Here is a 23,005-nt window from a genome sequence, read left to right as displayed (position 1 = left end):
GGCGGGGTGTCCCTTCTGGCGCGAGGGTGAGACCTGCGGGCAGCAGCCGAGTGCTGGCGAAGGCGGTCGGACTGCTGCCCGCAGGCATGACGGATCGGGCCCAGGGGCGGGTAGTGGTGGAAAGTGCCGGAGAGGCCGGCGGAAGGGGTGGCCCTACAGAGCGGCGTGCAGCGCGGTGGCCATGGGCAGGCCGATCCCGAGTCGCTTCTTGAGCTGGGCCGCCGTGATCGGCTCGCCGTGCTCGGTACGGTGAGACGTCGCGATGGAGCGTGCTTCGGTCAACAGCGGCTCAGGGACCTTGACCGCAGGCGCAGCGGGAGCAGGGGCGATCTGCGGAGCGATCGGGGCTGGGGCCGGCAGGGTGTGGGGCACCGCGGGGCGGGAGGCCTCAGTTGCCGTCTCGGGCTGCGGGTCGATCTCGTCCAGTACGGGAGTCGGTACGGCGGGGCGCGAAACGGTGTGGAAGGCGCGCAGGAGCTGCGGGCCGACGGAGCCCCAGCCGAGGAGGAGCAGCGGGGCCACCGCGTCGACGGCGGCACGGCCGTAGTGTCCGGCGACGATCGGTTCTGCGACGTTGAGGGCGAGGGTCAGCAGTCCGGAGAAGTGCATGAGGCGGGTGGCAGACGTCATCTGGTCTGCGGGCAGGCCGCGCAGGGAGAGGTAGCGGAGCGCGACCAGGAGGCCGACCACGGATAGATCCACCATCGGGGCGATGAGCGGTGCGATCGGGCCGGGGACGCCGAGGCGCAGGGCAAGGGACCAGACGTTGCCGAAGGAGAAGACGAACGCCAGCGCGGCAATGACGATCATGACGGCCGTGATGGTGCGCTGAGTGATTCGGTCTTCTGTCATGAGTGTTCACCTCCTCTCTGGGGGATGCGAGCGGGCGAGGGCGGTAGGGCGGTCGCTCAGGCGTCGAGCTTGGTGAGGTGCACGTCCGCCAGGCGAAGGCCGAGGAAGGCTTCCAGGAGGACGGAGGGGTCGGCGGTGAGGTGCGCCGTCTGTTCGGCGACGTGAGCCGCTTCCGTGTCGGGCACGTAGGGCGTGCGGATGCGGGTGAAGCCGGGTTGCGACTGGTGGTTCATCGACGCGACGCCGACGTAAGTGGGGTCCTGGAGGTTGATCGGGTTGGCGTCCGGCCAGTCCCGGATCTCCTCGCCGAGCGCGGCCACGGAGGCTTCGGCGGTCTTCTGGGCGAAGCTCAGGCCCACGGGGCACACGTCGCGGATGAAGGTGGGGATGGCGTCGCCGGTGGACTTCTGAGTGGTGAGGATGACGAGCAGTCCCACGGACCGGCCCTTCTTCACCAGGTCTTCGACGAGCCGGGCGTTCTCGGCGGCGAGCGCGGCCAGCTTCTTCGTCTGCTGATCGCTGCCCTTGTGGTCGCGGAAGTAGGTGTGGGCTTCGTCGACGATCAGCACGACCAGGGGCCAGTGCTCGGACGGGCCGACATCCCACATGGACTTCGCCCCGAGCATCCGGCGCACCGAAGCCGATCGGGCGCGGCGGAGTTCCACCAGGTGCCGGAACAGCTTGTTGGCCTCTTCCAGGTCATCCCCCACGAAGGCGAACATGCGCTGTACCCAGTCCGCGTAGTCACCTTCGTACGCAGCCGACACCTTGCCGTCCGCACAGGCGAACTGCACTGCGGGGGAGGGTGCCCAGTCGGAGAGAAGCCGGTTGATCAGGCTGGTCTTGCCGAAGCCGGGAAGGCCAGCCACGGTCACGCCGGGCACCTGCGTGAGGTTCACGGAAACGGGCTGTGCGTACTCGTCCAGGCCCAGATCCCACCGTGCTGTCTCCTCTGGTGGCTCGCCTGTGGGGTGGTGCTCAGTGGGGAACTTCAGCGGGTCCAGTCGCACACCCCGGATGAGGACCTGCCCAGGCGTGTCCTGGGTGACGGCCACCCGTGTGCACCGCCAGGCGTCCGCGAGATGCGGGCCCGCTTTTTGGAACTGCTGGAGCCCGACGCCAGGCAGGCACTGCGCCCGCACGATCACCCCGTACGCGTCGGGCTTCACCTTCAGGGTGGGGATGAGGATGCGCGGTTTGATGGGCTTGCCGTTCGTGTTCGCCAGGGACGCCAGCGCGGTCGGTGTCTTGTCCGTTGCCGACAGCTTGAGCATCGGTGCGAGCCGCTTCCAGCCCCGCCGCACGCGTACGGCCTGCCGTATGGACTGGCGGGTCATGGCATCGGCGCGAACGTAGCGGACTACCCACCAGGCCGCCCATCCGACGAGTACGGCGAGTGCCAGGACGACGACAAGCGGGACGTGACCGAGGATGCCTTCCGTGGGGGCGTTCGGATCCTTCATGTGCGGTTCTCCAACAGGTTGTAGAGGAAGGCCCCGAGGGCCGATGCGAGGGCCGCCCGATCCGCGGAGGAGTCCAGGCGGGGGTAGCCGTAGCCCACGAGCACGCCCGCCACCGAGGTCACGAGCGATTCGGTGAACCGGGCGTCCGGCCCGGCGTGAGGCAGCGGGTAGCTGCGCTCAGCGCCGGACCGGAGATCGGTGTTGCTCACGCCGCCTCAGTGGCCGGGGCCACCAGGTCCAGCCGACCCGCGCGGTAGGCGATGCCGTCTGAGAGCGAGCCGTTGAAGATCCGCGCCCACGGGGTGGCGAACAGCTCCACCGGCATGACCGGCACGCCCGGGCGGAGGCCGTTGGGCAGACCGGTCTCCGGAACGGTGATCTTCAGAGCTTCGGCACGGTCCTCCTCCATGAAGAAGAGGGTGATCGTGTAGAGCTTGGCGCCGGTCTCCCGGTCGGTGGCGAACTGCGTCTTCTCCTGGTCCGCGTACTTCGGCACCGGCAGGGTGCCGACCATGAACGAGGAGGAGGGGAGCAGGCCAACGCGGATGCGTGCCATGGGAGTTGGTTCCTTTCGGGTGCGCTCCACCAGGGGCGGCGGGGCGTGATCACCATTGAACATAGCTGACCTAGCAGTGTCAAGTGAATCGGGTGAGCTAGGTATCAGCTGACATAGGCCACCTATGTCAGTGGGGTGTGCTAGGAATCGCTACTCTTGGGCCATGAGCCCCGCGCCAGAGAGCAAGCAGGACCGTCGGCCGCCGTATCAGCACGCTGCCGACGAGCTTCGGCGCGACATCTTGCAGGGGCGGATCAAGCCGGGCGAGCAGATGCCGTCCATTCGCGAGCTACAGGAACGCTTCGGCGTGGCCAACATGACCGCCAGGTCCGCGCTCAACGTGCTGCGCGATGAGGGCTTGATCTACACGATCCATGGGCGGGGCAGCTTCGTCGCGGACCACAACGCCGGCGGGGAGCTCTCAGCGAACTACACCGCTCCAGCCTGGTACTTGGCGAACAAGGACGAGAGCCCCGGCCAGGCAGGGCAGGGAGAGGAGCCCGACGACTCCGAAACTGTCGAAGCCGTCGGCCCCACCCTTGCCGAAGTACTCACCGCACTACGTGACGAAATCCGTGTGCTCAGCGCCGATCATCAGGAGCTGCGTCGCGAGGTCGAGGAGCTGAAGGCAGCCCAGCACTCGAAGTCGTAGCCCTGAGCTGGGCCACTTCCTCGCGCAACTCTCTCGTCTCTCCACTGAGACGGACGACCATGGCGCGCATCTCGCTGATCAGCACGAGTACCTGATCCCTGTCCCCGACATGAATGCTGGTCGACCCCACCTCGTTGTCCGGTATGTGCTCGGTCATCGCTCCCCGCTTGCAGCCGTGCCGTTGTCTCGTGCCGCAGTTGCCCGAACCGTCAGGACTTGCCCTGCCACCCGTTGTTCTCCCAGGTTGATCGACTGCCGGGCTGCGGCGCTGTTCAGAGTTTCTTTACTGGATCAAGGCGGCCCGCCTACGGCGGTCCGCGCGCGCTGGCGGCCGGGGGCCGCCGCCGCTCCCTGTCTCCGCCACCGCTGCGCCGGCCCCCGGCCACTCAGCGCGCAACACCGCCGAGACGGACAGCCAGGGCAGGAAGCACCCCGACAGGCCCGAGCGCCAGGACCAAGCTGAAGACGGAGCGACGGCAGAACGCACGGTCACCGTTTCTTTCGGGGAAGCCCGGAGGCGAGCCAGGGCCTGCCCGTACGTGCGCAACGCTTCAGCGGGTGGGACTGCGGATCGTGACGCATCGAGGAAGCGTGGCTGCGGTCCGGCCGGGGTTGCTGGAGGCACACGTGGCGGGTGCTCGTTCGGCGAACCCGCCGCCGTGGCTGACTTTCGGTGGCGGGGGTCAGAACGGGGCCTTCTCTGACAGGACTTCATACGTGTTGCTCCAACTAGGCAGGGGGATAGCCGGGGTTGTATCCGCACCCGCGTTCGAGCACGCCGACCACCCCGGTACCATCGGCACCGGGGTCCTGATCAGGGCTTCCACGACCGGACCACCCGGAATGCTGTCCAGGCTGAGGGGTGGTCCGGTCTCTTGCTACCGCCCGCCGCCGCTTGAGCAGCTTCACGGCGAGCAGGCTTCGGGATCAGCTCAGGGCTTTGCCCACCTCGTAGATCGTCGGCCGGTCCTCGGGGGCATGACTGAGCATCGCGTCGATCAGGTCGCCCAGCTCACCCGGCACCTTCACGTGACGACGCCGACCGGTCGCCACGGCTTCTCTCTGCACGGGGCGGGGGGCGTCGTCCGGGTACTCAACAGCCCGCCAACCAGTGGCGGAGATCAGCAGGGAAGCGCCGAGGGCGTAGACGTCGGCAGCCTGCGTCGGCTCAGCCTCTCCGGTGGCGAGCACGCTGCGGGCGATCTCCGGCGCTTCGTAGTGGACGAGGCACCCTCGGAACGGGAAGTCGTATCCCTGGGGTACGTGTCCGCCCTTGGCCAAGGCAAGGTCGATGAGGTGCGTTCGATCAAGTCCGATGATGAAGTGGGCAGGCTGCACGTCTCCGTGAGCCCAGCCCCTACCGTGGAGTTCGGCGAGAGCTTCGACGCATCCCAGGGCGACACTTGTGTGGGGCGCGATGACCGTGTCCGGTTCACGGCAGGGTTCCCACAGCCGGTAGAGGTCCGGTCCTTCATGCCAGGGCTGGAAGTTCCAGGTGCCGTGTTCCCACTCGCCGTAAGCGATCTCGTCGAAGCCGAGGCGGTGGAGCACGGCGCCCTCGCGTGCCGGTGCGAGGGCGGTCCAGGGCTGCGCTGGCCAGTCGGCCGTGGCCTCGATCGGATAGCCGACCTTCACGGCGTAGTGACCACGAGGGCCGAACACTTCCCACACGGTGGAACCACGCCGGTTGACGACCAGGCGTCGCGCGTTGGGCACGAGCGCATCGAGCACAACGGTCGGAACTTCATGGATCGAGCAGGACAACGTCGTTGTTCTCCTTCCGGACGAACGCGGCCGACCCTGAGTCCGGGCCGGCCGCGTCACTGATGTCAGGTCCTAGTTCTGACCGTAGGGACGGCCGCAGTCCGAGTCGCACTGGGCGAGATTCGTCCCGTCGACGGTCCACAGGTCGTCGAAGACCGCGAACCCGGCGGCCTTCATGGCACGGGCCGAGGTCGCGACCTTCTCCGGGTCACGGGCCCCGCCACCCGGCTTCGGGTTGTGGTGGAGGAAGCGGCCCGCGTACCGCTCGCACAGTTGGGCGTACTCCTTGGTGTGCAGGATGAGCGCGTGGAGCCCGAGGTCCACGTCGTCCGACGGGACCATTGGAACGGTCGCGGTGGCCGCCGTGACCACGAAGGCCACGGCCTGGTCGGCGATGCGCTTGGCTCGCTCGTCCGACTCGCTGTTGTGGGTGACCACGAAGTGGGCGAGGCTCTCGAACAGCTCCTCACCCGCGACCGCGCGACCGGTCTTCTGCACGTTCGCCGTTGCCGTCATGTGCCGTCTCCTCATGTGAAGTGGTGCAGGGCACTTCCTGCCGCCTCGATCGCCGAGTTCGACTCGAAGGTGATCGCCGGCGGGCTGGAGGCCGCCCCGAACGGGGACGGGGAGCCGTACGTGGCACCCGCTCGGGGCGGCCGTCTAGTACTGACCGGTGCCGAGGGCCATGCCGATCACCAAGCCGCACGAACCGCTGATGCAGATGATGAACAGGACCCCGGCGTACCGGCCAACGGCGCGCATCACAGCCCGGCCCGACTATTGGCGTTCCTCGCGTCCAGACGCGCGCTCAGCTCTTCCCGAGCGCTGAGTGCGACGACGCCACCCGGCATGGCATCCCACTCCCTGCCGCCACGGACGGGCCGCATCTGCACGCGACCGCCGATCTCCCCCATGACGACGCCGATGCGTCCGCTGGCACTGTCCTTCGCCAGTTCGCCGATGCCTGGCCTGGTCTGCTGCTTGCTCGCCATGCCAACGAGCTTCCTACCGACCGTCAGGACGTCGGAACCACCGACAAACACCACTTCGGGACGTCCCGCGTCGGGTAGAACGTCCCTAGTGCCGTCGCTGGTTGGTAGGAGAGATTGAAATGGCAAACGAGAAATTACGTGCGGCCATGGCGGCCGGCGGCTGGACGTACAACGCCCTCGCGGGCAAGGTCGAAGTCGATCCCAAGTCCGTCGAACGATGGGTCAACCTGGGGCGTACGCCGCGTCGTGCCACGGCCATGTTGGCAGCAGAGACGCTAGGAGAAGACGTGCACGCTCTATGGCCATCGCTCAGGCAGGCACGCCCCGCCCGCGCCGTCAGTCCGGAACTTGTGGCCCTCTACGACCAGCGGGCGGACATCCCCGTCTCCACCTTCGTGGACATGCTGACCCAGGCACGCGAGCAGATCGACGTGTTGGTGTATGCCGCCGTCTTCCTGCACGAGGCGTACCCGAGGCTCAACAAGCTTCTGAAGGAGCGAGTGGCCGAGGGCTGTGTGGTCCGTATCGCAGTCGGCGACGCGGACAGCCCCAACGTGCAACAGCGCGGAGACGAAGAGAAGTTCGGCCACGGCATCCAGTCCCGTTGCCGTCTCGCGCTGATGCACTGCCGCCCCCTCATCGGGGTACCGGGCATCGAGGTACGGACTCACGCCACGACGCTCTACAACTCGATCTACCGGACCGATGATCAGGCACTGGTCAACGCCCATGTCTGGGGCGTGAACGCCTACAGCGCCCCAGTCTGGCACCTGCGCCGAAACGGGGAAGGCGGCATGTTCGACACCTACGCCGACAGCTTCGACGCGGTGTGGGCGACCGCGACGCCAGTACGAGAAGGGTGACCATGGCACGCACGGAGTACTACGACGATCCAGACGCCCCCAAGCCCAACAGTCTGGTCGTCGCCGCGTCCGCGGTGGTCACTGACGACGAGGGACGCATCCTCCTTCAACGCCGGCGGGACAACGATCTCTGGGCGCTGCCCGGCGGCGGCATGGAGATGACCGACTCCCTGCCAGGAACCGCCGTCCGCGAGGTGAAGGAGGAAACGGGGCTGGACGTGGAGATCACCGGGCTTGTGGGGACGTACACCGACCCTCGCCACGTCATCGCCTACACGGACGGCGAGGTGCGCCGACAGTTCAACGTCTGCTTCACCGCCCGCGTGATCGGGGGCCGGCTCGCGATCTCGGACGAGTCCACGGAGCTGCGGTTCGTCCAGCCTGAGCAAATCGATCAACTGCCGATGCACCATACGCAGCAGCTACGAATCCGCCACTTCCTAGAGCAACGTGAGCGGCCCTATCTCGGTTGATTTTGGCGTCCCTGGATCAGGTGATCGTTACGCATGATCGTCGAGCCATCAGCTTGGGAAGCTCGGGTCTTCAGGCAGTAGCTGCCGTTCTGACCTGCGGTGAAGTGGTGTCGGAGACCTGGGGCCAACCTGGTCAGCCCTCGCTGTTCTCCGTGGTTCCCCGCTCGATCTGGCACGGGTCTGACACGAGCTTCCTCTGCTCATACTGCATAGCGGAGGTCAGCTAAGAGGGAACACGCCCCTCAGCTAAGCTAGTCCGCTTCTTGAGGTTTGAGGTTGTCGTACGCCCTGGGATGAGTGCGCAACTGTCCTTTGAGGTAGCGCCGATCACGCAGGTTCGCCATGACAGCGTCGTAGTGAGCCTGCTCAGCGTCCCAGTCCCGGTCGAGGTGGGGCATTGCCTCGTCCGACATCTCGCGGGCGAGGTCATACAGATCCCTTCGCCAGGCCGGGTCGATGGCCCGCTCGTTGACAACCGCGTTACGAAAGGCGAAGCACGCGAAGAGCGCTGTGGATGCGAGCAGACCGACTGCTTGCTGACAGGCCTCTGCGTCGAATGTGATCGCCGAGTTTAGGAAGAAATGATCTTCCTCTACCGTGAACTGCCCCATGCAAGATTCAGCCGTCGGGTGGGCCCAAGCCGAAGCTTCCGCATAAAAGTTCTTGTATTTCTCAACCTCATGCGCGGAGTCCCCTCGCACGTCGCTGAGCCACTGTCGTACACGCACGTCAGGGAACCACTTGCCGTCACGAAGCCACTGATCGGCCATCTTGGGGTCCTTGGCCAACACTCTGGCTAGGCCGGCAGACTCATACACCGAACGTAGCAAGTTACGTGTCTCTGCTAGAAATCCGTGGCTCGTGACCACCCAAGCTGCCCGCATCTGGGTGAAGCTTCGAGCCAGCGCCGCTGCGGCAGCGAGATCATTCTCGAAGGTCTCCTCGAACGGAAAGCGATCAACGCGGTACGTGCCGAAGTGGAGAAGAGCCATGGCGCGCCCGAACCAGGCGCTCTCGGGCCAGGCGGACGAGGCTTCGAAGAAGCGCCCCATGTGTACTACGTCATCGGGAAGTTCGCCCAGATCGTACTCATCTGTCATGCGGCTATGGTGCCCGCCTTGTACTCAGTGGTGCCACAACATTTGCCGGACGCTGCAACGGCTCCGAGGGGGACTTGGCCACTGAGTAACGTTGCTGCTCAGGACTCCACTCGACGCCTAGTCGCCTGAGTCCGTCCACAGGTAGTCCACGAGTCTGGCTTCGAGAGAGCGGCCAGCGCCTTGGTGGCTCGATCGCCTCCTCTGAGCGTTACCGGCAGTACCTGCCTAGCCGTCACGGCCGCACATGCGCTGGTCCACTTGGTTCAGATACGCAGGAATCAGCTCCCTTGAAGCCGAAAGGGCAGTGCTGTTCTCGGGGAGGGCCTGTGGTTGAGGTCGACGAAACCGAAGCTTCTGGGGTGGCAGTAGGAGGTCCTGGATCAATTGACTCCCGCTTTGGTGGCGGTTCATCAATTCCCACGTGATGGCTAGCGAAGATTCCCATCATGGTTACGGCGGAAATCATAAATACGACAAGGGTGATAGTGAACCAGCGCAAAACCGGATCGAATGGATTAAGTCGATCACGGGCCAGAAGTAGAATCTGCCTTCCCAGCACAGTAACGCCACATGTGAAAGCACCGATGAGTAGGCAGAAGCCGACATAAAAAAGCCAGCTGTCAGGCCCTCCAGTATATTGAATAAAAAGTGTGCTGCTTACGGCCAGGAAGGTGATAACCGCCGCCATGACGGCTGCAACGTAGGTTCCGATGGCGGACAGGGCGGCTCTTCGGTTATCTTCGAGGGTCACCGCAATGCCTCTTTTGGTCTTCGGGAGACTGGCCTAATTGGATGGGGAGAACTCGCCCCCAGCGAACGGCCACATGCATGCTTGCATAGGGCGAAATTTTACCCTCAAAGCGGCAATAATTACTTTCAGGTCACCCTCGCCAACATAGTCCACGGGAAAGAATTCCAAACCATCTCGAATGAAGTGCTCCAAGTTTGCTCGAACATGCGTCAAGTCGAACAATTCGGGACGCGATTTTCTAGCGTTCTCCCATTCCTCGTCCGAGATAAGAACCTCTTTGAGGATCAAGGATTTGACGGGTTCAATAATTGGGGTGGTGGATGGGTCATATCCGCTGTCTTTGAAACTTAGCTCAACTACCGAGGATACGAAATCTGTGCGAGCTGGGACATCGGATGAACGGCTATTCATGACTTACTCCACTCCATGCGTTATCAGGATGGATCCATCGGCGCACCGGCAGATGCAATGTACCTAGCTCGGGGCGCAACCGCACTTGGGATCGACCGTTCGAGTGGTAGGTGTTGAAGGAGAAGTGGAGTAGCGTAGCGGAGGCGATATACCCGTGCTGCGCACGGTCCGCGGGTGGCGCCTATCGCCGGCGTATCCAGACTGGTTTCTTAGCTGGCAGCGGGCATCTCCATAGCGCGCCGCTGTCGTCTTCCCGCCTGGAAACACGAAACCGCCGGCGGCATAGGTTGTGTGCACTCAGGACAGGGCAGGGTGGCGCTGCCATGCGGCGCACCTCAATGGAAGCGGCACTCCTGCGAGGCGTCGACATGAGCCTTGGCCGCATGGCCACCCTCTGTAACGATCCTTCCGCAGGCACCTACGGGATGCGGCGTCCGCCGTCGATTCAGCTATCGAGCACTTCCTAATCGCGGACCGTATGACGTTAGACCACGGGCCCCACACCCTGTGGGTGTTCCCTCGCAGCTGACGACGACAGCCCGAGCGGGCTGATGGCCCCAAGCCTCACGTTTCACCTCGCCCGGTCCTCCGGCTTCACGCTTTCGTCCTGCGCGGGGGTGGTTGGGTGGTGCTCTGTACCTCAGCCGACGACAGCCAGCCACGACGCCGGGTGCGCTGACCGATCGGGCGCGCGTGTGCCTCGCTTTACCCCCGCCGGCCCCAGCCACGTCGCCTGCCGTCGACCGGAGAAGTGACGGCGGCGGGTCCGGTAAGCATGACTTGAACGAGGATGAGAAATGCCGTTTGGGTCAAGAGTTTGAAACAGGCTGTTCGACGGCGTTAGAAGCAATGCGACGTTTTCTTTTAGGAGTCATCCAGCGAAAATTTCCCTCGCCGATTATCCCTGTAACCTCTGGCAAGATAAGCCTGTCTCCAAAAATGGCATATTCTACGCCGGTCCGTTGCATCTGTGCTGTATGCAGGATGTCGAACTCTACACAGCGGAAGCCCTTGTACAACTCATTCGTGATGCGTTTATTTGCATCGTATGTGAGGAGCCATCTAAGTTTAGTATCGCGCAAAATATCCGCCAACTCCTCGTGGTCCCCGCTTGTGAGGGAGTCAAGATAGAGCCTGTCACCTTGAACGATGTATGGAGGGTCGACATACATCAGAATGTCGTCACTCTGTGGCTCGAGGTGGCGGATAAAGGAGCGAGCATCCATCTGAGAGATGGTGACTCGGTCGCGGAATTTTGCCAGATATTCAATGCGCTCGACTAGAGAGTCTCGATTGAACCTAGCGTCAATCTTCCAGTTACCAGTCTGATCAAGTCCGCCGATTGGCCGCGCTCGTAGGATCCCGGAACGGTTACATCTATTCAGAAAAAATGTGGAAAAACCAAGTTCGATGTCGGTGCGGTCGGACGGGTTATTATAGATTTCAGCGTGACGATGCCACGCGTCGATGGTCACCTCTGCAGATTTGACCGATTGGGTCAAGGCATCAGGGTCGAGGAAAATGCAACGCCATAGCGCTGCGACACCTGGGTCCAGGTCGTTAAGGTAAATGTGCTCAACTTCATTTTCCGTAAGCAAGCGCAAAGCGGCGCCCGCGCCCCCGGCAAAGGCTTCAGCATACGAACGGGGACGCGGGCGTTGTCGCGAAAGGAGGTGGGCGATGTAAGGAGCTAGTCGCGCCTTACCTCCTGGGTATCGGAGAGGGCTGATGTACCTCATCGCCTCTTCTTCTCGATAAGTTCATCAATCTCGGTCAAGAGTGGGCCGTATGCCAGGCTCAATTTTCGGACCTCGGATGTCAGTGGATTGGCCTGCCAGGAGTGTACGAACTGGTGGAGGGTCTTCAGCACGAGTGCTCCTTCATCCTTTTGCGAGAAACGCCAAGCACCACTGAGCGCCGGCTTGTCCTGTGCGGGGTCAACCTGATGCAGCGCGGCACCAATCCGACCCTTGAGGTCGTTCTGGCCACGCTTCCAGCCGAGCTGATCCGCTGCATCGGTGACCACGATGTCCACGATGATCCGCACCATGATAGCGGCGACGTTGGGCATCTCGTCGATGCTGAGCCGCTTCGCCTCCTCGAAGACTTCAGAGGTACGAAGGCTCACATTCCGCAAGGAAACGCTTTGGAATAGCCGCTTCTCGAAGTCCGGCCGTTTGCGCCGTGGAGTCTTCGCCGGAGAGGACTCAGACGTCTCAACCTTCTTAATCGTTTCCGGGCTGGCACTCGACGCAGCGCCGGAAAACCTCTGCGGCTCATCCAGTCGTTCGCTCAGCTTTGGCAAGTCGTCCTCGACCTGCTGCAGGTAGCTGTTCCGTTGCCGCTTGGTCTTGATCTTATCGACGGAAACGGTGCCGGCCAGATCATGGAAGAGGCGGGCCAGGATTTGCCGCATCCGATCTTTGGGGAAGTCAGATACGACAGACTCTCCATCGAAGGAGATGCCTAGCCGACCCCGAACGTCTGGGTCGCCGATCATTCGACCTAGGTTCGTGATCCTGTTTTCCCTGACGGCTGCGACATCAGCAATCAGTTCTTCATCGTCGGCGAACCATGCGCTAACCGCATCCGTGAGAAGTCTGGCCTTTTCGGTTGGAGTCGAGCGTCCACCAAACCTGCTAATCTCGGCCGGACTCCACTTAACAACACCTACGCCGTCGTTTTCCCCGGTATGCCTGAGCTTGATCCAGGGGGCGGCATGCTGCCGGTTTTCGGCAACGACGCATTGCACTCTCCTCGGCACTTCGCCACTCGCGGCAATCGCAGCGAACTTCCGCTGAAGTTGCTCGGTCGGCGCCAGGCTGGGCTTGTGTAGCAACTTGAGTGTCGCCACCCTCCGGTTGCCCTCAAGGACGATATTGAGGTCCCCCACGGGCATTACCACGATCAGCTCAGTCGGGTTGAGCCCTCTATCGACGATACTTCTAGCGAGCCGGAGTAGTTTGGGTGCTCCCTTTTCTTCGAGGAGTGCGGCAATGGACTCTTCGAGGCTTTTCGTCGGCTGCGAGTGCCGCGGGTTCATTTCGTCCAAAGTCAAGGACGCAACGTGCATGCTTGCCTGTTTCATGCCACTCATAGTCCTCGCCGCCCCCTTGCGGTGCACCATATTTTCTGGCAGACGGATCATACGTGGCGTAGAGGCTCTCCTGCTATATTGCTATTTTCGGCCAGATGGCCGGAAGGTGGTCACGAGTGCACGGGTCGGTCTACCCGTTCTCTGACGTCAGCCAGCTACTGAGATTCCGGGTGGGATGTCGCGTGACGGCGGAGCCTCTGAGCTGGGAATCTCGTCGACCGTCCAGCGACATGACACCGAGATCATCAGTAATTGCTGTGAGCGCGGCACGGGCGCCGGCCGGGCTGGAGCGGGGCGGAGACAGGAGCGCAGGCCCGGCCGGGGGCCGGGCCGCGCGCGGTGAGCGGAGCGAGCCGCACTTGAGATCCCGTAGAGAAGGTTGTAACTCTCAGCCGGGGTGGGCCTGGAGCCGGCGGACGCTAGGGGCCGGCGCTAGCCGGTGCTCTGAGTGATGCTCTGCCCATGGGGAGGGTCGGCACCCGAGACCAGAGCCTGTGGACCCCGTGTGGACCATGCTCCCCGCTTCGAGCCCGCGCCCGGTAGTCTGTACCCGCTCCGCCCCAGGTGGGCCGGGGCGCAGGTGGGTTGCCCGAGCGGCCTAAGGGAACGGTCTTGAAAACCGTCGTGGCAGCGATGTCACCGTGGGTTCAAATCCCACACCCACCGCAGGTGAACGGCCCCTGACCAGGTAGATCGGTCAGGGGCCGTCATGCTGCGTGCGGTCTGTGAGTGCCCGTCGTTCCCCGGTGTTCCCCGCTCGATCGGCCACGGATGGGGCACGAGCCTTCTGATCCGTAGCTCTAGCCGAATCGGCCAGCGATAGTCATTCCGGTTGCTCCGCGGCACCGGAGGGGCGCTACCGGTTTGGGTCGACTGCTGGGGTTGCGGTACTTCACTGCTGTACAGCCGGGGCCCGGTGGGGACTACCCAGGACGCCGATCACGCGCCCCGCTCGTACGGCCACCCCGCGAGCCACCTCTTACTCCCACCGGTTCGGCATACCGCCTCGGGCACCCCCGGGGCGCCTGTCGTTGGGCGCGCTTTATGAGCAAGCATCGTCCGCCTGCGCTCGAAACTCCGCGCGGCTCATGGCCTTTCCGTCGGCCCACCACTGTCCGGGGGGCAGGCCCTCGACGTCCGCCTGGGTGAACCTGGTGAGGCCCTTGTAGCGCACGGTCTCGTTCGCCCCGACGATGAACCTCATCGAGTAGTCCCCATCCGATGCCAGCTTCGTGACTGAACCTGCCTTGCCCTGCCAGCCCTTCGGGAGACTGAAGAGGCTGAACTCCTGCTCGCCGGTGACCGAACCGAGCGGCTGGATCGACCAGCCGTCCTGGGCCGCGCGGTCCACCCTGTCGTTACTCCTGAGGAACACGACCTCCCGGATAGGGTCGTCGTCCGAGCAGGGCCGTAGCAGGGCCCGTACGTCTCCGTCCGCGCCCTTGCCGATGGCCACCAACGGGCGCTCGGCCGGACTGCAACCGCCCGCGAGCAGCGCGAGGGCTATGGCCGCACCGCCACGGGACAGTGTGCGAGCCGCCTTGTTGTTGCCGGTCACGGTGACCCTCACCTCACTTTTGGATGATCCGCTGGTTACGGTACTGACTTGCTCTTGTGGCCGTCCCCGTCCTTGATCGCCTCAACCCACCACTCTCCCCAGCTCCCATCCCGTCCGTCGTCGACCCACACACCGTGGAGCGGGCGTGGTTCGTGGCGTCCAGGTGGAGCGCGTCACTAAACAACGTCGGCGCCCGGCGGGGCCGGTCACCGACGTGTTCCCGGGCGTCGGTGTCCGGGCCCGGGCCGCTCTAGGCCCCCCGGCGACCCGTCATGCGCGCCGCCGAGGCGATCGTCGACCGGGCCTCGCGGTACGTGAGGCCCGTGCGGACCGCCGCGTCGGTGAGGGCGTCCGCGAGGTCGGTGCCGAATCCGTTCTCGTAGGCGCGGCAGGCGGCCCAGAAGAGGCGGGTGTTGCGCTGCCCCGCGTGGGCGGTCAGGACGAACTGGACGAGACCCTGGCCGTGCTGCTCCGTGGTCCCGGCCGCCGCTCCCGGCGCGGCCCGGCGGGTGCGGGGCGGGGGTGTGAGCAGACGCAGCAGGGCGGACGGACAGGGCGCGGGCGCCAGGTGGGCGGTACCCGGGGCCGTGCCGTAGACGCCGTGTTCGGTACGTGAGCCGGGGCCGACGAGGTAGCCGCCGGCCCCTCTGATGTCGATGCCGGGGGCGAGCCGGCCGGCCGAGTTGGGGACCACCGCGTCGGCCGGGCCGCGCAGCCAGAGGTGGCGGCCGCCGCTGGGGGTCAGGACGACCACCGTCTCGGGGATCGTGAACAGGTGGCGCAGGGCCAGTTCACGCAGGGCCGCCGTGGAGTCCGTACCGGACTTGGTGTCGAGGTCCACGCCGATGAGGTGATGGGGAGGCAGTCCGCAGGCGATGCCGTAACCGCTGGCCCAGGGGGCGGCGGCGAAGAGTTCGCGGATGCGGCGGGGGTCGGTGGAGGCGTCGTACACCCCGTGTCCGAAACGGCCGCACTCACCGTGGCAGCCGGGCGTCGCGGAGTCCGGGGCGGCGCGGTGCGGGGAGCGCAGGGCCGGGAGCTTGGTCCGGGACAGCGGAATGACCGCCAGCCCGCGCTCGGCTGCGGACAGGGCGTGCGCCAGGGCCAGGGTGGTGACCTGCCGGTCGATGGTGGCCATGACTCCAGTTTCGTACAGGTGTTCGAAAAAGGGAAGGGGGCTTCGGTCGGAGGTGGTGCCGGTCCACACTCAGGGGTGGCTCCTGTGGTGGCCGGGGGACGGCCCGGGGCTGTGGCGAAACACGCGCGACCCCAGGTGGCTGGGGAGCCGGGGCGCTCAAGAAGGGGTGTGCGCGGGTGTGGGGGCGTCGTGACGGTTGCGCGACGGCACTGGGGTGCCGCCGCGCACGCCCGCACCTGGAGTGCGGAGTCGAGAGGGCACGGAGGGGGTGAGTCGGGGGCGCGGGTGGCCTTGACAGTCCGAGTGACCTGACGGACAGTCAGAAACCCTCTCCCGTACGAGATCCTGGAGGGCCGCGGCTGTGCACCTCGCCCCCACGGAGCGCCGGCGACGCCCGTGCACCGACCTCCGTACGTACGTCCGCACTCCGATGTCTGAGAGCCCGCCGACTGCCGGAGGCGCCCACGGGCAGGAGGCGTTGCCGTGCCGCGTCGGCGCCGAGGCGCACCGCGCCGGTGCGCCGGGGGTGTGTGGGGGCGGGGTGAGCGAGGTGCAGCGGGTGATCGTGGCGACGGCGCGGCTCGGGACGCGCGGGGGGAGGCGGTGAGCGACGCGTTCACGGCGCGCCTCAAGGCGTACGAGGGGCGGGCCGCCGCCGTCGGGGGCGTGGGCAAGGACCCGGTGAACGGGCCGATGATCCGGCACTGGTGCGAGGCGACGGGCGACGGGCACCCGGCCTACGCGGGGCCCGAGGCAGTGGCGCCGCCGACGATGCTCCAGGTGTGGACGATGGGCGGCCTGTCCGGGCACGCGGGACGCGCCGGCGCGTACGACGAACTGCTGGGACTGCTCGACGACGCCGGGTGCACGTCGGTCGTCGCCACCGACTGCGAGCAGGAGTATCTGCGCCCGCTGCGGCCGGGGGACGAGATCACCTTCGACGCGGTGATCGAGTCCGTCTCGGAGCGCAAGAACACCGGACTGGGCGCAGGCCACTTCGTCACGACACGCATGGAGGTTCGGACGCACGGCGAACTCGCGGGGACGCACCGCTTCCGCATCCTCAAGTACGCGCCCGCGCGGCGAAGCCCCGACGCACGGCGGCCTCGACCGGTGATCAACCGGGACAACGCCGGCTTCTGGGAGGGCGTCGGACGCCGGCGGCTGCTCATCCAGCGGTGCGGCGGCTGCGGGACGCCGCGCTTCCCCTGGTTGCCGGGGTGCAACGCGTGCGGCTCCCCGGAGTGGGACCCGGTGGAGGCGAGCGGCGCCGGGACCGTCCATTCGTACGTCGTCGTGCACCACCCGCCCTTCCCTGCCTTCGACCCCCCGTACGCGGTCGCCCTGATCGAACTTGCCGAGGGGGTGCGCATGGTCAGCAACGTGGTGGGGGTGCCGTACGACAAGGTGCGGATCGGGATGCCCGTACGGCTGCGCTTCGAGCGGTACGACGAGGAGCTGGTGCTGCCGGTCTTCGGCGCCGACGCCCAACCCGAGGCAGTCTTCGGCGCCGAAGCCCACCCCGAAGCGGGTTCCGACGCCGAAGCCCACCCCACAGCGCGGCAGGGACCGGGGGAGCTGATCGCACGTGGCGAAGAGGCGGGCATGAGGGCCGGTGAGCAGGTGCCGCCGCTGGAGATCGCGGTCACCCGCACGCTGATCGTCGCCGGGGCCATCGCCTCCCGTGACTACCAGGACGTGCACCACGACGCCGAGGCGGCCCGGGCGAAGGGTTCGCCCGACGTCTTCATGAACATCCTGACCACCAACGGGCTGGTCGGCAGGTACGTCACCGACCACTTCGGTCCGGGCGCGGTGCTGCGCGGGGTCGCCATCCGGCTCGGCGCGCCCAACCACCCCGGGGACACGATGGTGCTGACCGGCACGATCGAGGCCGTGGACGGCGACGCGGTCACCGTGCGGGTCGTCGGCGCCAACAGTCTCGGCAGACACGTGACCGGCACGGTCACGCTGACGGTCGCGCCCCCGGCGCGGACCCCGCTCCCGGCGCGGACCCCGCCTCCGGTGCCGGATTCCGCCCCCGGCGCGGGCGCCGGCCAGGCGGCGGGCGGTGTGCCGTGAGCGTACGGAGGAGGGACCGCCTCGGCGGGCGGGCGGCGATCGTCGGGATCGGGGCCACCGAGTTCTCGAAGGACTCGGGGCGCAGCGAGCTGCGGCTGGCGGTGGAGGCGGTGCGGGCCGCGCTGGACGACGCGGGACTGACACCGGCCGACGTGGACGGTCTCGTCACCTTCAGCATGGACACCAGTCCGGAGATCACCGTCGCCCAGGCGGCCGGGATGGCTGAGCTGTCCTTCTTCTCCCGCGTCCACTACGGGGGCGGCGCGGCCTGCGCGACCGTCCAGCAGGCCGCGCTCGCGGTGGCGGCCGGGGTCGCCGAAGTGGTCGTCTGCTACCGGGCGTTCAACGAACGGTCGGGACGCCGCTTCGGTTCCGGGGTGCAGCACCGGGAACCCTCCGCGGAAGGCGCGGCGCTCGGCTGGACGCTGCCGTTCGGGCTGCTCACGCCCGCCTCCTGGGTGGCGATGGCGGCCCAGCGGTACCTGCACGCCCACGGGCTGTCTCCGGAGGTGTTCGGCCGGGTGGCCGTGCTCGGCCGGCGGTACGCGGCGACGAACCCGGCGGCGTACTTCCACGGCCGGCCGATCACCCTCGCCGAGCACGCCGCGTCCCGCTGGATCGTGGAGCCGTTGCGGCTGCTGGACTGCTGCCAGGAGACCGACGGTGGCCAGGCACTGGTGGTGACGTCGGTGGAGAGGGCCCGCGATCTGCCGCGCCCCCCGGCGGTGATCGCCGCGGCGGCGCAGGGCGCGGGGCGTGCGCAGGAGCAGATGACCAGCTTCTACCGGGACGATCTGACGGGGCTGCCGGAGATGGGAGTGGTGGCACGCCAGCTGTGGCGGACCTCCGGGATGAGACCGGCCGACGTCGACGTCGGGATCCTGTACGACCACTTCACGCCGTTCGTGCTGATGCAGCTGGAGGAGTTCGGCTTCTGCGGACCGGGGGAGGCCGCGGACCTGGTGGCCGGGGAGCGGTTGCCGCTCAACACCCACGGCGGACAGCTCGGCGAGGCGTACCTGCACGGGATGAACGGCATCGCGGAGGCGGTACGCCAGCTGCGGGGCACGGCGGTGAACCAGGTGCCCGGCGCCGGCCGCGTCCTCGTCACGGCGGGCACCGGAGTGCCCACATCGGGGTTGATTCTGCGGTCGGACGGATGAACGGGGCGTGTGGTTGACGCCCGTGGGCGGGGGTGGGTCGGTTCACTCACCGTATGCATCGTCACGGACGTCATCCGAGTCACAGTGGTCATCAGCGCGGTCCGAGGGCCGCCGTCGCCCTGAGCCTGGCGCTGCTCCTGCTGGCGGGAGCCCCCGTCTTCGCCGCGGAGCGGGCCGGTCCCGGACCGGAACCATCGAGCCAGGGCTCCGGCCTCTCCGGCCCGGGGGCGGAGCCGGCCGACGTCCACTCGTCGTCGTCCCGCCCCGGAACGCACGCCTCCGGCTCCGGCTCCGGCTCCGGCTCCGGGCCAGGGGAGGTGGTCCCGGCCGACGCGGCGGTTCCGGCAAACGCGGCGGGAGCTGAGGAGGCCATCTCCTGGGACGACGGCTTCGGGTCGGGCGACGAGGGACGGGAGCCGGGCCGGGACGAAGACCAGGGCTCGGGCCAGGGCGAGGGTTCAGGGCAGGACCAGGGCTCAGGGCAGGGCGACGGTTCAGGGCCAGACCAGGCATCGAGGGAGGACCAGGCCGGCCGGCCGGACCGCGACGAGTCGCGGGACTGGGACGACTGGCAGGACCAGGCCGACTGGGCAGGCCAGGACGGCCGCGACCGCGAGGGTGAGGGCGAGGGCGAGGCCCGAGGCCAGGAGCCGGCACGGGAGCCGGTGCCGGAGCCGCGTCAGGAGCGGGAGAACCGGCGTGAGCCGGAGCGACGGCAGGACGGGACGCAACCGCAGCGGTCGGCGGCGGCGCCCCGGTTCAAGGGCTGGGCCTTCGACACCTGCCACACCCAGTCGGCGGACACGATGCGCCGCTGGCTGGCCTCCCGTTACCGCGGGGTGGGCGTCTACTTCGGCGGCCGCGGCCGTGCCTGCCCGAACCAGCCGCTGCTCACGCGCGGCTGGCTGAAGACGGTGAAGAAGCAGGGCTGGAAGGTGCTCCCGCTGTACGTGGGGTCGCAGTCGCCGTGTGTGTTCGGCAGCTCCAAGCGGCACGTGACCGTCGGGAGTCGCCCCTGGGAGCAGGGGAAGACCGAGGGCGCCGACGCGGTGCGCCGGGCCGACGCGCTCGGCATCCGGCAGGGCAGCCCGCTCTACCTGGACGTGGAGGCGTACAACCACCTGAACAAGAAGTGCGCCAAGTCCACGCTGCTCTTCGTGCGGGGCTGGAACCGCGAGGTGCGCAAGCGGGGTTATCTGCCGGGGTTCTACAGCAGTGCCGCGACGGGCGTGCAGCACATGGAGACGGCGCGCCGGGCCGGGGTGAAGGACCTTCCGTCGGTGATGTGGTTCGCGCGCTGGCGGGGGAAGCCGCAACTGGCCAAGGAGCCGGTGCTGGCCCGGGGCGCCTGGCCGAAGGGACGGATCCACCAGTACGCGGGGAACGTGCGGGAACGCCACGGGGGCCGCACCCTGCTCATCGACCGCAACGCGATGGACGCGCCGGTCGCCCGCATCGGCTGACACCGCGCCCGGCGGGCCCCGTCCTCGTGGTGGGGCCGCCCGGGCTGTTCGCGGGTGCTGCCGCGGGAGGCACCTCAGGGGTGAACCCTCAGGGGGCGTGCGCCGCCAGTCCACCTCCAGGAGGTGGAGCTGTCCCCACCTCTACAACCTGAGGCGGACATGCCTTCGGGACCTGCGGCCGATCCGCCGAACCGGGGGTCGCTCCTAGCGTGGAGCCATGACCACACCCGTCTGCACCAGCGCTTCGAAAGCCGTCACGTCGGCGAGGCAGACCCTTTCCTACCCGTCGTTCTCCTCCTACGTGAAGGCCCGTCAGCCGGTGCTGCTGCGCACCGCCCGGTCTCTCACCGCGAACCCGTGCGACGCCGAGGACCTGCTGCAGACCGCGCTGGCCAAGACGTATGTGGCCTGGGAGCGCATCGAGGACCACCGGGCGCTCGACGGCTACGTCCGCCGTGCGCTGCTGAACACGCGGACGTCGCAGTGGCGCAAGCGCAAGGTGGACGAGTTCGCGTGCGACGAGCTGCCGGAGCCGGCGGGCCTGCCCGCCGGGGACCCCGCCGAGCACCAGGCGCTGCACGACGCGATGTGGCGGGCGATCACGAAGCTGCCCGCCCGGCAGCGGGCGATGGTCGTCCTGCGGTACTACGAGGACCTGAGCGAGGTGCAGACGGCGGAGGTGCTCGGCGTCTCCGTCGGCACGGTCAAGTCGGCCGTGTCGCGTGCGCTGGGCAAGCTGCGGGAGGACCCCGAGCTGAGCCCGGTGCGGTAGGGGTTCGGGCCGGGGCAGCCTCCCGTCCCCGGCAGACGTCCTGGCCGCCGGGGGTGCCGGAGACGGGCCGCGGAGAACTGAGGCCTGATCGATCACCCGGAACTAGTGACATACCGAGTGGTATGTGCGCAGAATCAGGCCAGCCTTATTACCACCGCGTAGGCAATGCCGCCCCGGGAGGACGCCGTGCTGAGCACGATGCAGGACGTACCGCTGCTGATCTCGAGGATCGTGACCCACGGGGCACGCGTCCACGGAACGTCGCAGGTGACCACCTGGACCGGTGAGGGCGCCCCGCAGCGCCGCTCCTACGCGGAGATCGGCGACCGGACCGCACAGCTCGCGCACGCCCTTCGCGAGGACCTGGGGGTCACCGGCGACGAACGCGTGGCCACCCTGATGTGGAACAACGCGGAGCACGTCGAGGCGTACTTCGCGATCCCGTCGATGGGCGCGGTGCTGCACACGCTCAACCTCCGCCTTCCCGCGGAGCAGCTGGTCTTCATCGTCAACCACGCCGCCGACCGCGTGATCCTCGCCAACGGCTCGCTGCTGCCGCTGCTCGCCCCGCTCCTGCCCCAGCTGCCCACGGTCGAGCACATCGTGGTCTCGGGCCCCGGCGACCGCGCGCTGCTGTCGGGTGCGGCGGCCCAGGTGCACGAGTACGAGGACCTGATCGCGGGCAAGCCGACCGTCTTCGACTGGCCCGAGCTGGACGAGCGCACGGCCGCTGCCATGTGTTACACCTCCGGGACCACCGGAGACCCGAAGGGCGTCGTCTACTCGCACCGCTCGATCTACTTGCACTCGATGCAGGTCTGCATGGCCCAGTCCATGGGGCTCACCGACGAGGACACTTCCCTGGTCGTGGTCCCGCAGTTCCACGTCAACGCCTGGGGCCTGCCGCACGCCACGTTCATGACGGGCGTCAACATGCTGATGCCGGACCGCTTCCTCCAGCCGGCCCCCCTCGCCGAGATGATCGAGAGCGAGCGGCCGACCCACGCGGCGGCCGTCCCCACCATCTGGCAGGGGCTCCTCGCCGAGCTGCACGCCAAGCCCCGGGACGTCAGCTCCCTCACCCAGGTCACCATCGGCGGCTCGGCCTGCCCGCCCTCGCTCATGCAGGCGTTCGACGAGCTGGGGATGCGGGTCTGTCACGCCTGGGGCATGACGGAGACCTCCCCGCTCGGCACGGTGGCGCGACCGCCGGCGCATGTCGTGGGCACCGAGGAGGAGTTCGCCTACCGCCTCACGCAGGGCCGTTTCCCGGCCGGTGTCGAGGCGCGGCTGACCGGACCCGGCGGCGAGCGGCTCCCCTGGGACGGGGAGTCCGCGGGCGAGCTGGAGGTGCGCGGTCCGTGGATCGCGGGCGCGTACTACGGCGGCCAGGGCGCCGAGGCGCTGCGTCCCGCCGACAAGTTCAGCGAGGACGGCTGGCTCAAGACCGGTGACGTCGGCACGATCAGCTCCGACGGCTTCCTGACCCTCACGGACCGGGCCAAGGACGTCATCAAGTCGGGCGGCGAGTGGATCTCCTCGGTCGACCTGGAGAACGCCCTCATGTCCCACCCGGACGTCACCGAGGCCGCCGTGGTCGCCGTACCGGACGAGAAGTGGGGTGAACGCCCGCTCGCCACCGTCGTGCTGAAGGAGGGCGCCACCACCGACTTCGCCGGCCTGCGCGCCTTCCTCGCCGACGAGGGCAAGATCGCCAAGTGGCAGCTGCCGGAGCGCTGGACGATCATCGAGTCGGTGCCCAAGACGAGCGTCGGCAAGTTCGACAAGAAGGTGCTCCGCAGGAAGTACGCGGCCGGCGACCTGGACGTCACGCAGCTCTGACGGTCACGAAGGA

20 protein-coding genes, 1 tRNA gene and 1 pseudogene are annotated in these 23,005 nt (G+C 67.1%); 9 read left to right on the top strand and 13 right to left on the bottom strand.

Going from position 1 to position 23,005, the window contains the following annotated elements:
• Positions 1-153 precede the first annotated feature (153 nt).
• Genes ACFYP4_RS12950 through ACFYP4_RS12935 form a run of 4 tightly spaced genes read right to left on the bottom strand, consistent with a single transcriptional unit; the run spans position 154 to position 2,871 of the window.
• Positions 154-852, bottom strand: a complete 699-nt coding sequence (locus tag ACFYP4_RS12950; protein ID WP_388785199.1) for a DUF2637 domain-containing protein — start codon at positions 850-852, stop codon at positions 154-156.
• A gap of 56 nt (positions 853-908) precedes the next feature.
• Entirely contained in the window at positions 909-2,315 is a 1,407-nt protein-coding gene (locus ACFYP4_RS12945) for a cell division protein FtsK (protein ID WP_388785197.1), read from the bottom strand.
• Positions 2,312-2,524 carry a hypothetical protein gene (locus ACFYP4_RS12940; RefSeq protein WP_388785195.1) on the bottom strand — a complete coding sequence of 71 codons (213 nt, stop codon included), beginning with the start codon at positions 2,522-2,524 and terminating at the stop codon, positions 2,312-2,314. Before ACFYP4_RS12940 ends, ACFYP4_RS12945 begins: the two co-directional genes overlap by 4 nt.
• On the bottom strand, positions 2,521-2,871 hold the full coding sequence (locus ACFYP4_RS12935) for a hypothetical protein (RefSeq protein WP_388785193.1): 351 nt from the start codon (positions 2,869-2,871) through the stop codon (positions 2,521-2,523). Before ACFYP4_RS12935 ends, ACFYP4_RS12940 begins: the two co-directional genes overlap by 4 nt.
• Positions 2,872-3,034: 163 nt before the next feature.
• Here ACFYP4_RS12935 and ACFYP4_RS12930 point away from each other — a divergent pair, with 163 nt between their 5' ends.
• Positions 3,035-3,523 carry a GntR family transcriptional regulator gene (locus tag ACFYP4_RS12930; protein WP_388785191.1) on the top strand — a complete coding sequence of 163 codons (489 nt, stop codon included), beginning with the start codon at positions 3,035-3,037 and terminating at the stop codon, positions 3,521-3,523.
• Positions 3,524-4,450: 927 nt separating this feature from the next.
• On the opposite strand, the gene ACFYP4_RS12925 is transcribed toward ACFYP4_RS12930, so the two are convergent.
• The 3 genes from ACFYP4_RS12925 to ACFYP4_RS12915 form a co-directional block, all read right to left on the bottom strand.
• Complete coding sequence (locus ACFYP4_RS12925; protein ID WP_388785189.1) at positions 4,451-5,287, bottom strand: protein kinase; 837 nt, start codon at positions 5,285-5,287, stop codon at positions 4,451-4,453.
• 72 nt (positions 5,288-5,359) lie between these two features.
• Positions 5,360-5,803 (bottom strand): glycine-rich domain-containing protein, encoded by a 444-nt coding sequence (locus tag ACFYP4_RS12920; RefSeq protein ID WP_388785187.1) that lies wholly within the window; start codon positions 5,801-5,803, stop codon positions 5,360-5,362.
• Positions 5,804-6,048: 245 nt separating this feature from the next.
• Positions 6,049-6,279, bottom strand: coding sequence for a hypothetical protein (locus ACFYP4_RS12915; protein ID WP_388785185.1), 231 nt, complete (start codon positions 6,277-6,279; stop codon positions 6,049-6,051).
• Between the two features lie 119 nt (positions 6,280-6,398).
• Between ACFYP4_RS12915 and ACFYP4_RS12910 the strand changes: the two genes are divergently transcribed.
• Together ACFYP4_RS12910 and ACFYP4_RS12905 are read left to right on the top strand one after the other, a co-directional pair.
• Entirely contained in the window at positions 6,399-7,142 is a 744-nt protein-coding gene (locus ACFYP4_RS12910; protein WP_388785183.1) for a helix-turn-helix domain-containing protein, read from the top strand.
• A 2-nt stretch (positions 7,143-7,144) separates the two neighbouring features.
• The gene (locus ACFYP4_RS12905) at positions 7,145-7,615 is read left to right on the top strand and encodes an NUDIX domain-containing protein (RefSeq protein ID WP_388785181.1); all 471 of its coding nucleotides are present in this window, start codon (positions 7,145-7,147) and stop codon (positions 7,613-7,615) included.
• 251 nt (positions 7,616-7,866) lie between these two features.
• Here the strand turns inward: ACFYP4_RS12905 and ACFYP4_RS12900 are convergent, their stop codons facing one another.
• The 4 genes from ACFYP4_RS12900 to ACFYP4_RS12885 form a co-directional block, all read right to left on the bottom strand.
• Complete coding sequence (locus ACFYP4_RS12900) at positions 7,867-8,715, bottom strand: hypothetical protein (RefSeq protein ID WP_388785179.1); 849 nt, start codon at positions 8,713-8,715, stop codon at positions 7,867-7,869.
• Positions 8,716-8,947: 232 nt separating this feature from the next.
• Complete coding sequence (locus ACFYP4_RS12895; protein ID WP_388785177.1) at positions 8,948-9,466, bottom strand: hypothetical protein; 519 nt, start codon at positions 9,464-9,466, stop codon at positions 8,948-8,950.
• A 1,220-nt stretch (positions 9,467-10,686) separates the two neighbouring features.
• A complete protein-coding gene (locus tag ACFYP4_RS12890) occupies positions 10,687-11,616 on the bottom strand; it encodes a DNA adenine methylase (RefSeq protein WP_388785175.1) in 930 nt (309 codons plus the stop codon).
• The gene (locus tag ACFYP4_RS12885; protein WP_388785173.1) at positions 11,613-12,965 is read right to left on the bottom strand and encodes a hypothetical protein; all 1,353 of its coding nucleotides are present in this window, start codon (positions 12,963-12,965) and stop codon (positions 11,613-11,615) included. Before ACFYP4_RS12885 ends, ACFYP4_RS12890 begins: the two co-directional genes overlap by 4 nt.
• Before the next feature lie 588 nt (positions 12,966-13,553).
• Here ACFYP4_RS12885 and ACFYP4_RS12880 point away from each other — a divergent pair.
• Positions 13,554-13,640: transfer RNA gene (locus tag ACFYP4_RS12880), tRNA-Ser, on the top strand.
• Positions 13,641-14,016: 376 nt separating this feature from the next.
• Here ACFYP4_RS12880 and ACFYP4_RS12875 read toward each other — a convergent pair.
• Both ACFYP4_RS12875 and ACFYP4_RS12870 read right to left on the bottom strand, forming a co-directional pair.
• Complete coding sequence (locus ACFYP4_RS12875) at positions 14,017-14,532, bottom strand: hypothetical protein (protein ID WP_358852317.1); 516 nt, start codon at positions 14,530-14,532, stop codon at positions 14,017-14,019.
• Positions 14,533-14,782: 250 nt separating this feature from the next.
• Positions 14,783-15,670 (bottom strand): bifunctional DNA primase/polymerase, encoded by an 888-nt coding sequence (locus ACFYP4_RS12870; RefSeq protein ID WP_388785171.1) that lies wholly within the window; start codon positions 15,668-15,670, stop codon positions 14,783-14,785.
• A 603-nt stretch (positions 15,671-16,273) separates the two neighbouring features.
• Between ACFYP4_RS12870 and ACFYP4_RS12865 the strand changes: the two are divergent.
• The 5 genes and pseudogenes from ACFYP4_RS12865 to ACFYP4_RS12845 form a co-directional block, all read left to right on the top strand.
• Positions 16,274-17,161 (top strand): annotated as a pseudogene (locus ACFYP4_RS12865) (bifunctional MaoC family dehydratase N-terminal/OB-fold nucleic acid binding domain-containing protein); the annotation flags it as partial.
• 587 nt (positions 17,162-17,748) lie between these two features.
• Positions 17,749-18,915: a lipid-transfer protein gene (locus ACFYP4_RS12860; protein WP_388785169.1), complete on the top strand. Its 1,167-nt coding sequence runs from the start codon at positions 17,749-17,751 to the stop codon at positions 18,913-18,915.
• A gap of 53 nt (positions 18,916-18,968) precedes the next feature.
• Complete coding sequence (locus ACFYP4_RS12855) at positions 18,969-20,378, top strand: DUF1906 domain-containing protein (protein ID WP_388785167.1); 1,410 nt, start codon at positions 18,969-18,971, stop codon at positions 20,376-20,378.
• A gap of 217 nt (positions 20,379-20,595) precedes the next feature.
• A complete protein-coding gene (locus ACFYP4_RS12850; protein WP_358852321.1) occupies positions 20,596-21,150 on the top strand; it encodes a SigE family RNA polymerase sigma factor in 555 nt (184 codons plus the stop codon).
• 165 nt (positions 21,151-21,315) lie between these two features.
• Positions 21,316-22,992: a long-chain fatty acid--CoA ligase gene (locus ACFYP4_RS12845; protein WP_388785165.1), complete on the top strand. Its 1,677-nt coding sequence runs from the start codon at positions 21,316-21,318 to the stop codon at positions 22,990-22,992.
• Positions 22,993-23,005 lie beyond the last annotated feature (13 nt).

This window comes from Streptomyces sp. NPDC005551, assembly GCF_042871785.1.
Taxonomy (GTDB): Bacteria; Actinomycetota; Actinomycetes; order Streptomycetales; family Streptomycetaceae; genus Streptomyces.
Note: the sequence above shows the minus strand (reverse complement) of the source record. Positions and strands in the feature narration are given on the sequence as shown.

What these genes read in the sequence shown, in the direction of transcription:
- ACFYP4_RS12845 (WP_388785165.1), top strand. Translation starts at nt 21,316, where the DNA reads ATGCCGCCCCGGGAGGACGCCGTGCTGAGCACGATGCAGGACGTACCG.
- ACFYP4_RS12850 (WP_358852321.1), top strand. Translation starts at nt 20,596, where the DNA reads ATGACCACACCCGTCTGCACCAGCGCTTCGAAAGCCGTCACGTCGGCG.
- ACFYP4_RS12855 (WP_388785167.1), top strand. Translation starts at nt 18,969, where the DNA reads ATGCATCGTCACGGACGTCATCCGAGTCACAGTGGTCATCAGCGCGGT.
- ACFYP4_RS12905 (WP_388785181.1), top strand. Translation starts at nt 7,145, where the DNA reads ATGGCACGCACGGAGTACTACGACGATCCAGACGCCCCCAAGCCCAAC.
- ACFYP4_RS12910 (WP_388785183.1), top strand. Translation starts at nt 6,399, where the DNA reads ATGGCAAACGAGAAATTACGTGCGGCCATGGCGGCCGGCGGCTGGACG.
- ACFYP4_RS12920 (WP_388785187.1), bottom strand. Translation starts at nt 5,803, where the DNA reads ATGACGGCAACGGCGAACGTGCAGAAGACCGGTCGCGCGGTCGCGGGT.
- ACFYP4_RS12900 (WP_388785179.1), bottom strand. Translation starts at nt 8,715, where the DNA reads ATGACAGATGAGTACGATCTGGGCGAACTTCCCGATGACGTAGTACAC.
- ACFYP4_RS12885 (WP_388785173.1), bottom strand. Translation starts at nt 12,965, where the DNA reads ATGAAACAGGCAAGCATGCACGTTGCGTCCTTGACTTTGGACGAAATG.
- ACFYP4_RS12935 (WP_388785193.1), bottom strand. Translation starts at nt 2,871, where the DNA reads ATGGCACGCATCCGCGTTGGCCTGCTCCCCTCCTCCTCGTTCATGGTC.
- ACFYP4_RS12950 (WP_388785199.1), bottom strand. Translation starts at nt 852, where the DNA reads ATGACAGAAGACCGAATCACTCAGCGCACCATCACGGCCGTCATGATC.
- ACFYP4_RS12930 (WP_388785191.1), top strand. Translation starts at nt 3,035, where the DNA reads ATGAGCCCCGCGCCAGAGAGCAAGCAGGACCGTCGGCCGCCGTATCAG.
- ACFYP4_RS12915 (WP_388785185.1), bottom strand. Translation starts at nt 6,279, where the DNA reads ATGGCGAGCAAGCAGCAGACCAGGCCAGGCATCGGCGAACTGGCGAAG.
- ACFYP4_RS12945 (WP_388785197.1), bottom strand. Translation starts at nt 2,315, where the DNA reads ATGAAGGATCCGAACGCCCCCACGGAAGGCATCCTCGGTCACGTCCCG.
- ACFYP4_RS12870 (WP_388785171.1), bottom strand. Translation starts at nt 15,670, where the DNA reads ATGGCCACCATCGACCGGCAGGTCACCACCCTGGCCCTGGCGCACGCC.
- ACFYP4_RS12890 (WP_388785175.1), bottom strand. Translation starts at nt 11,616, where the DNA reads ATGAGGTACATCAGCCCTCTCCGATACCCAGGAGGTAAGGCGCGACTA.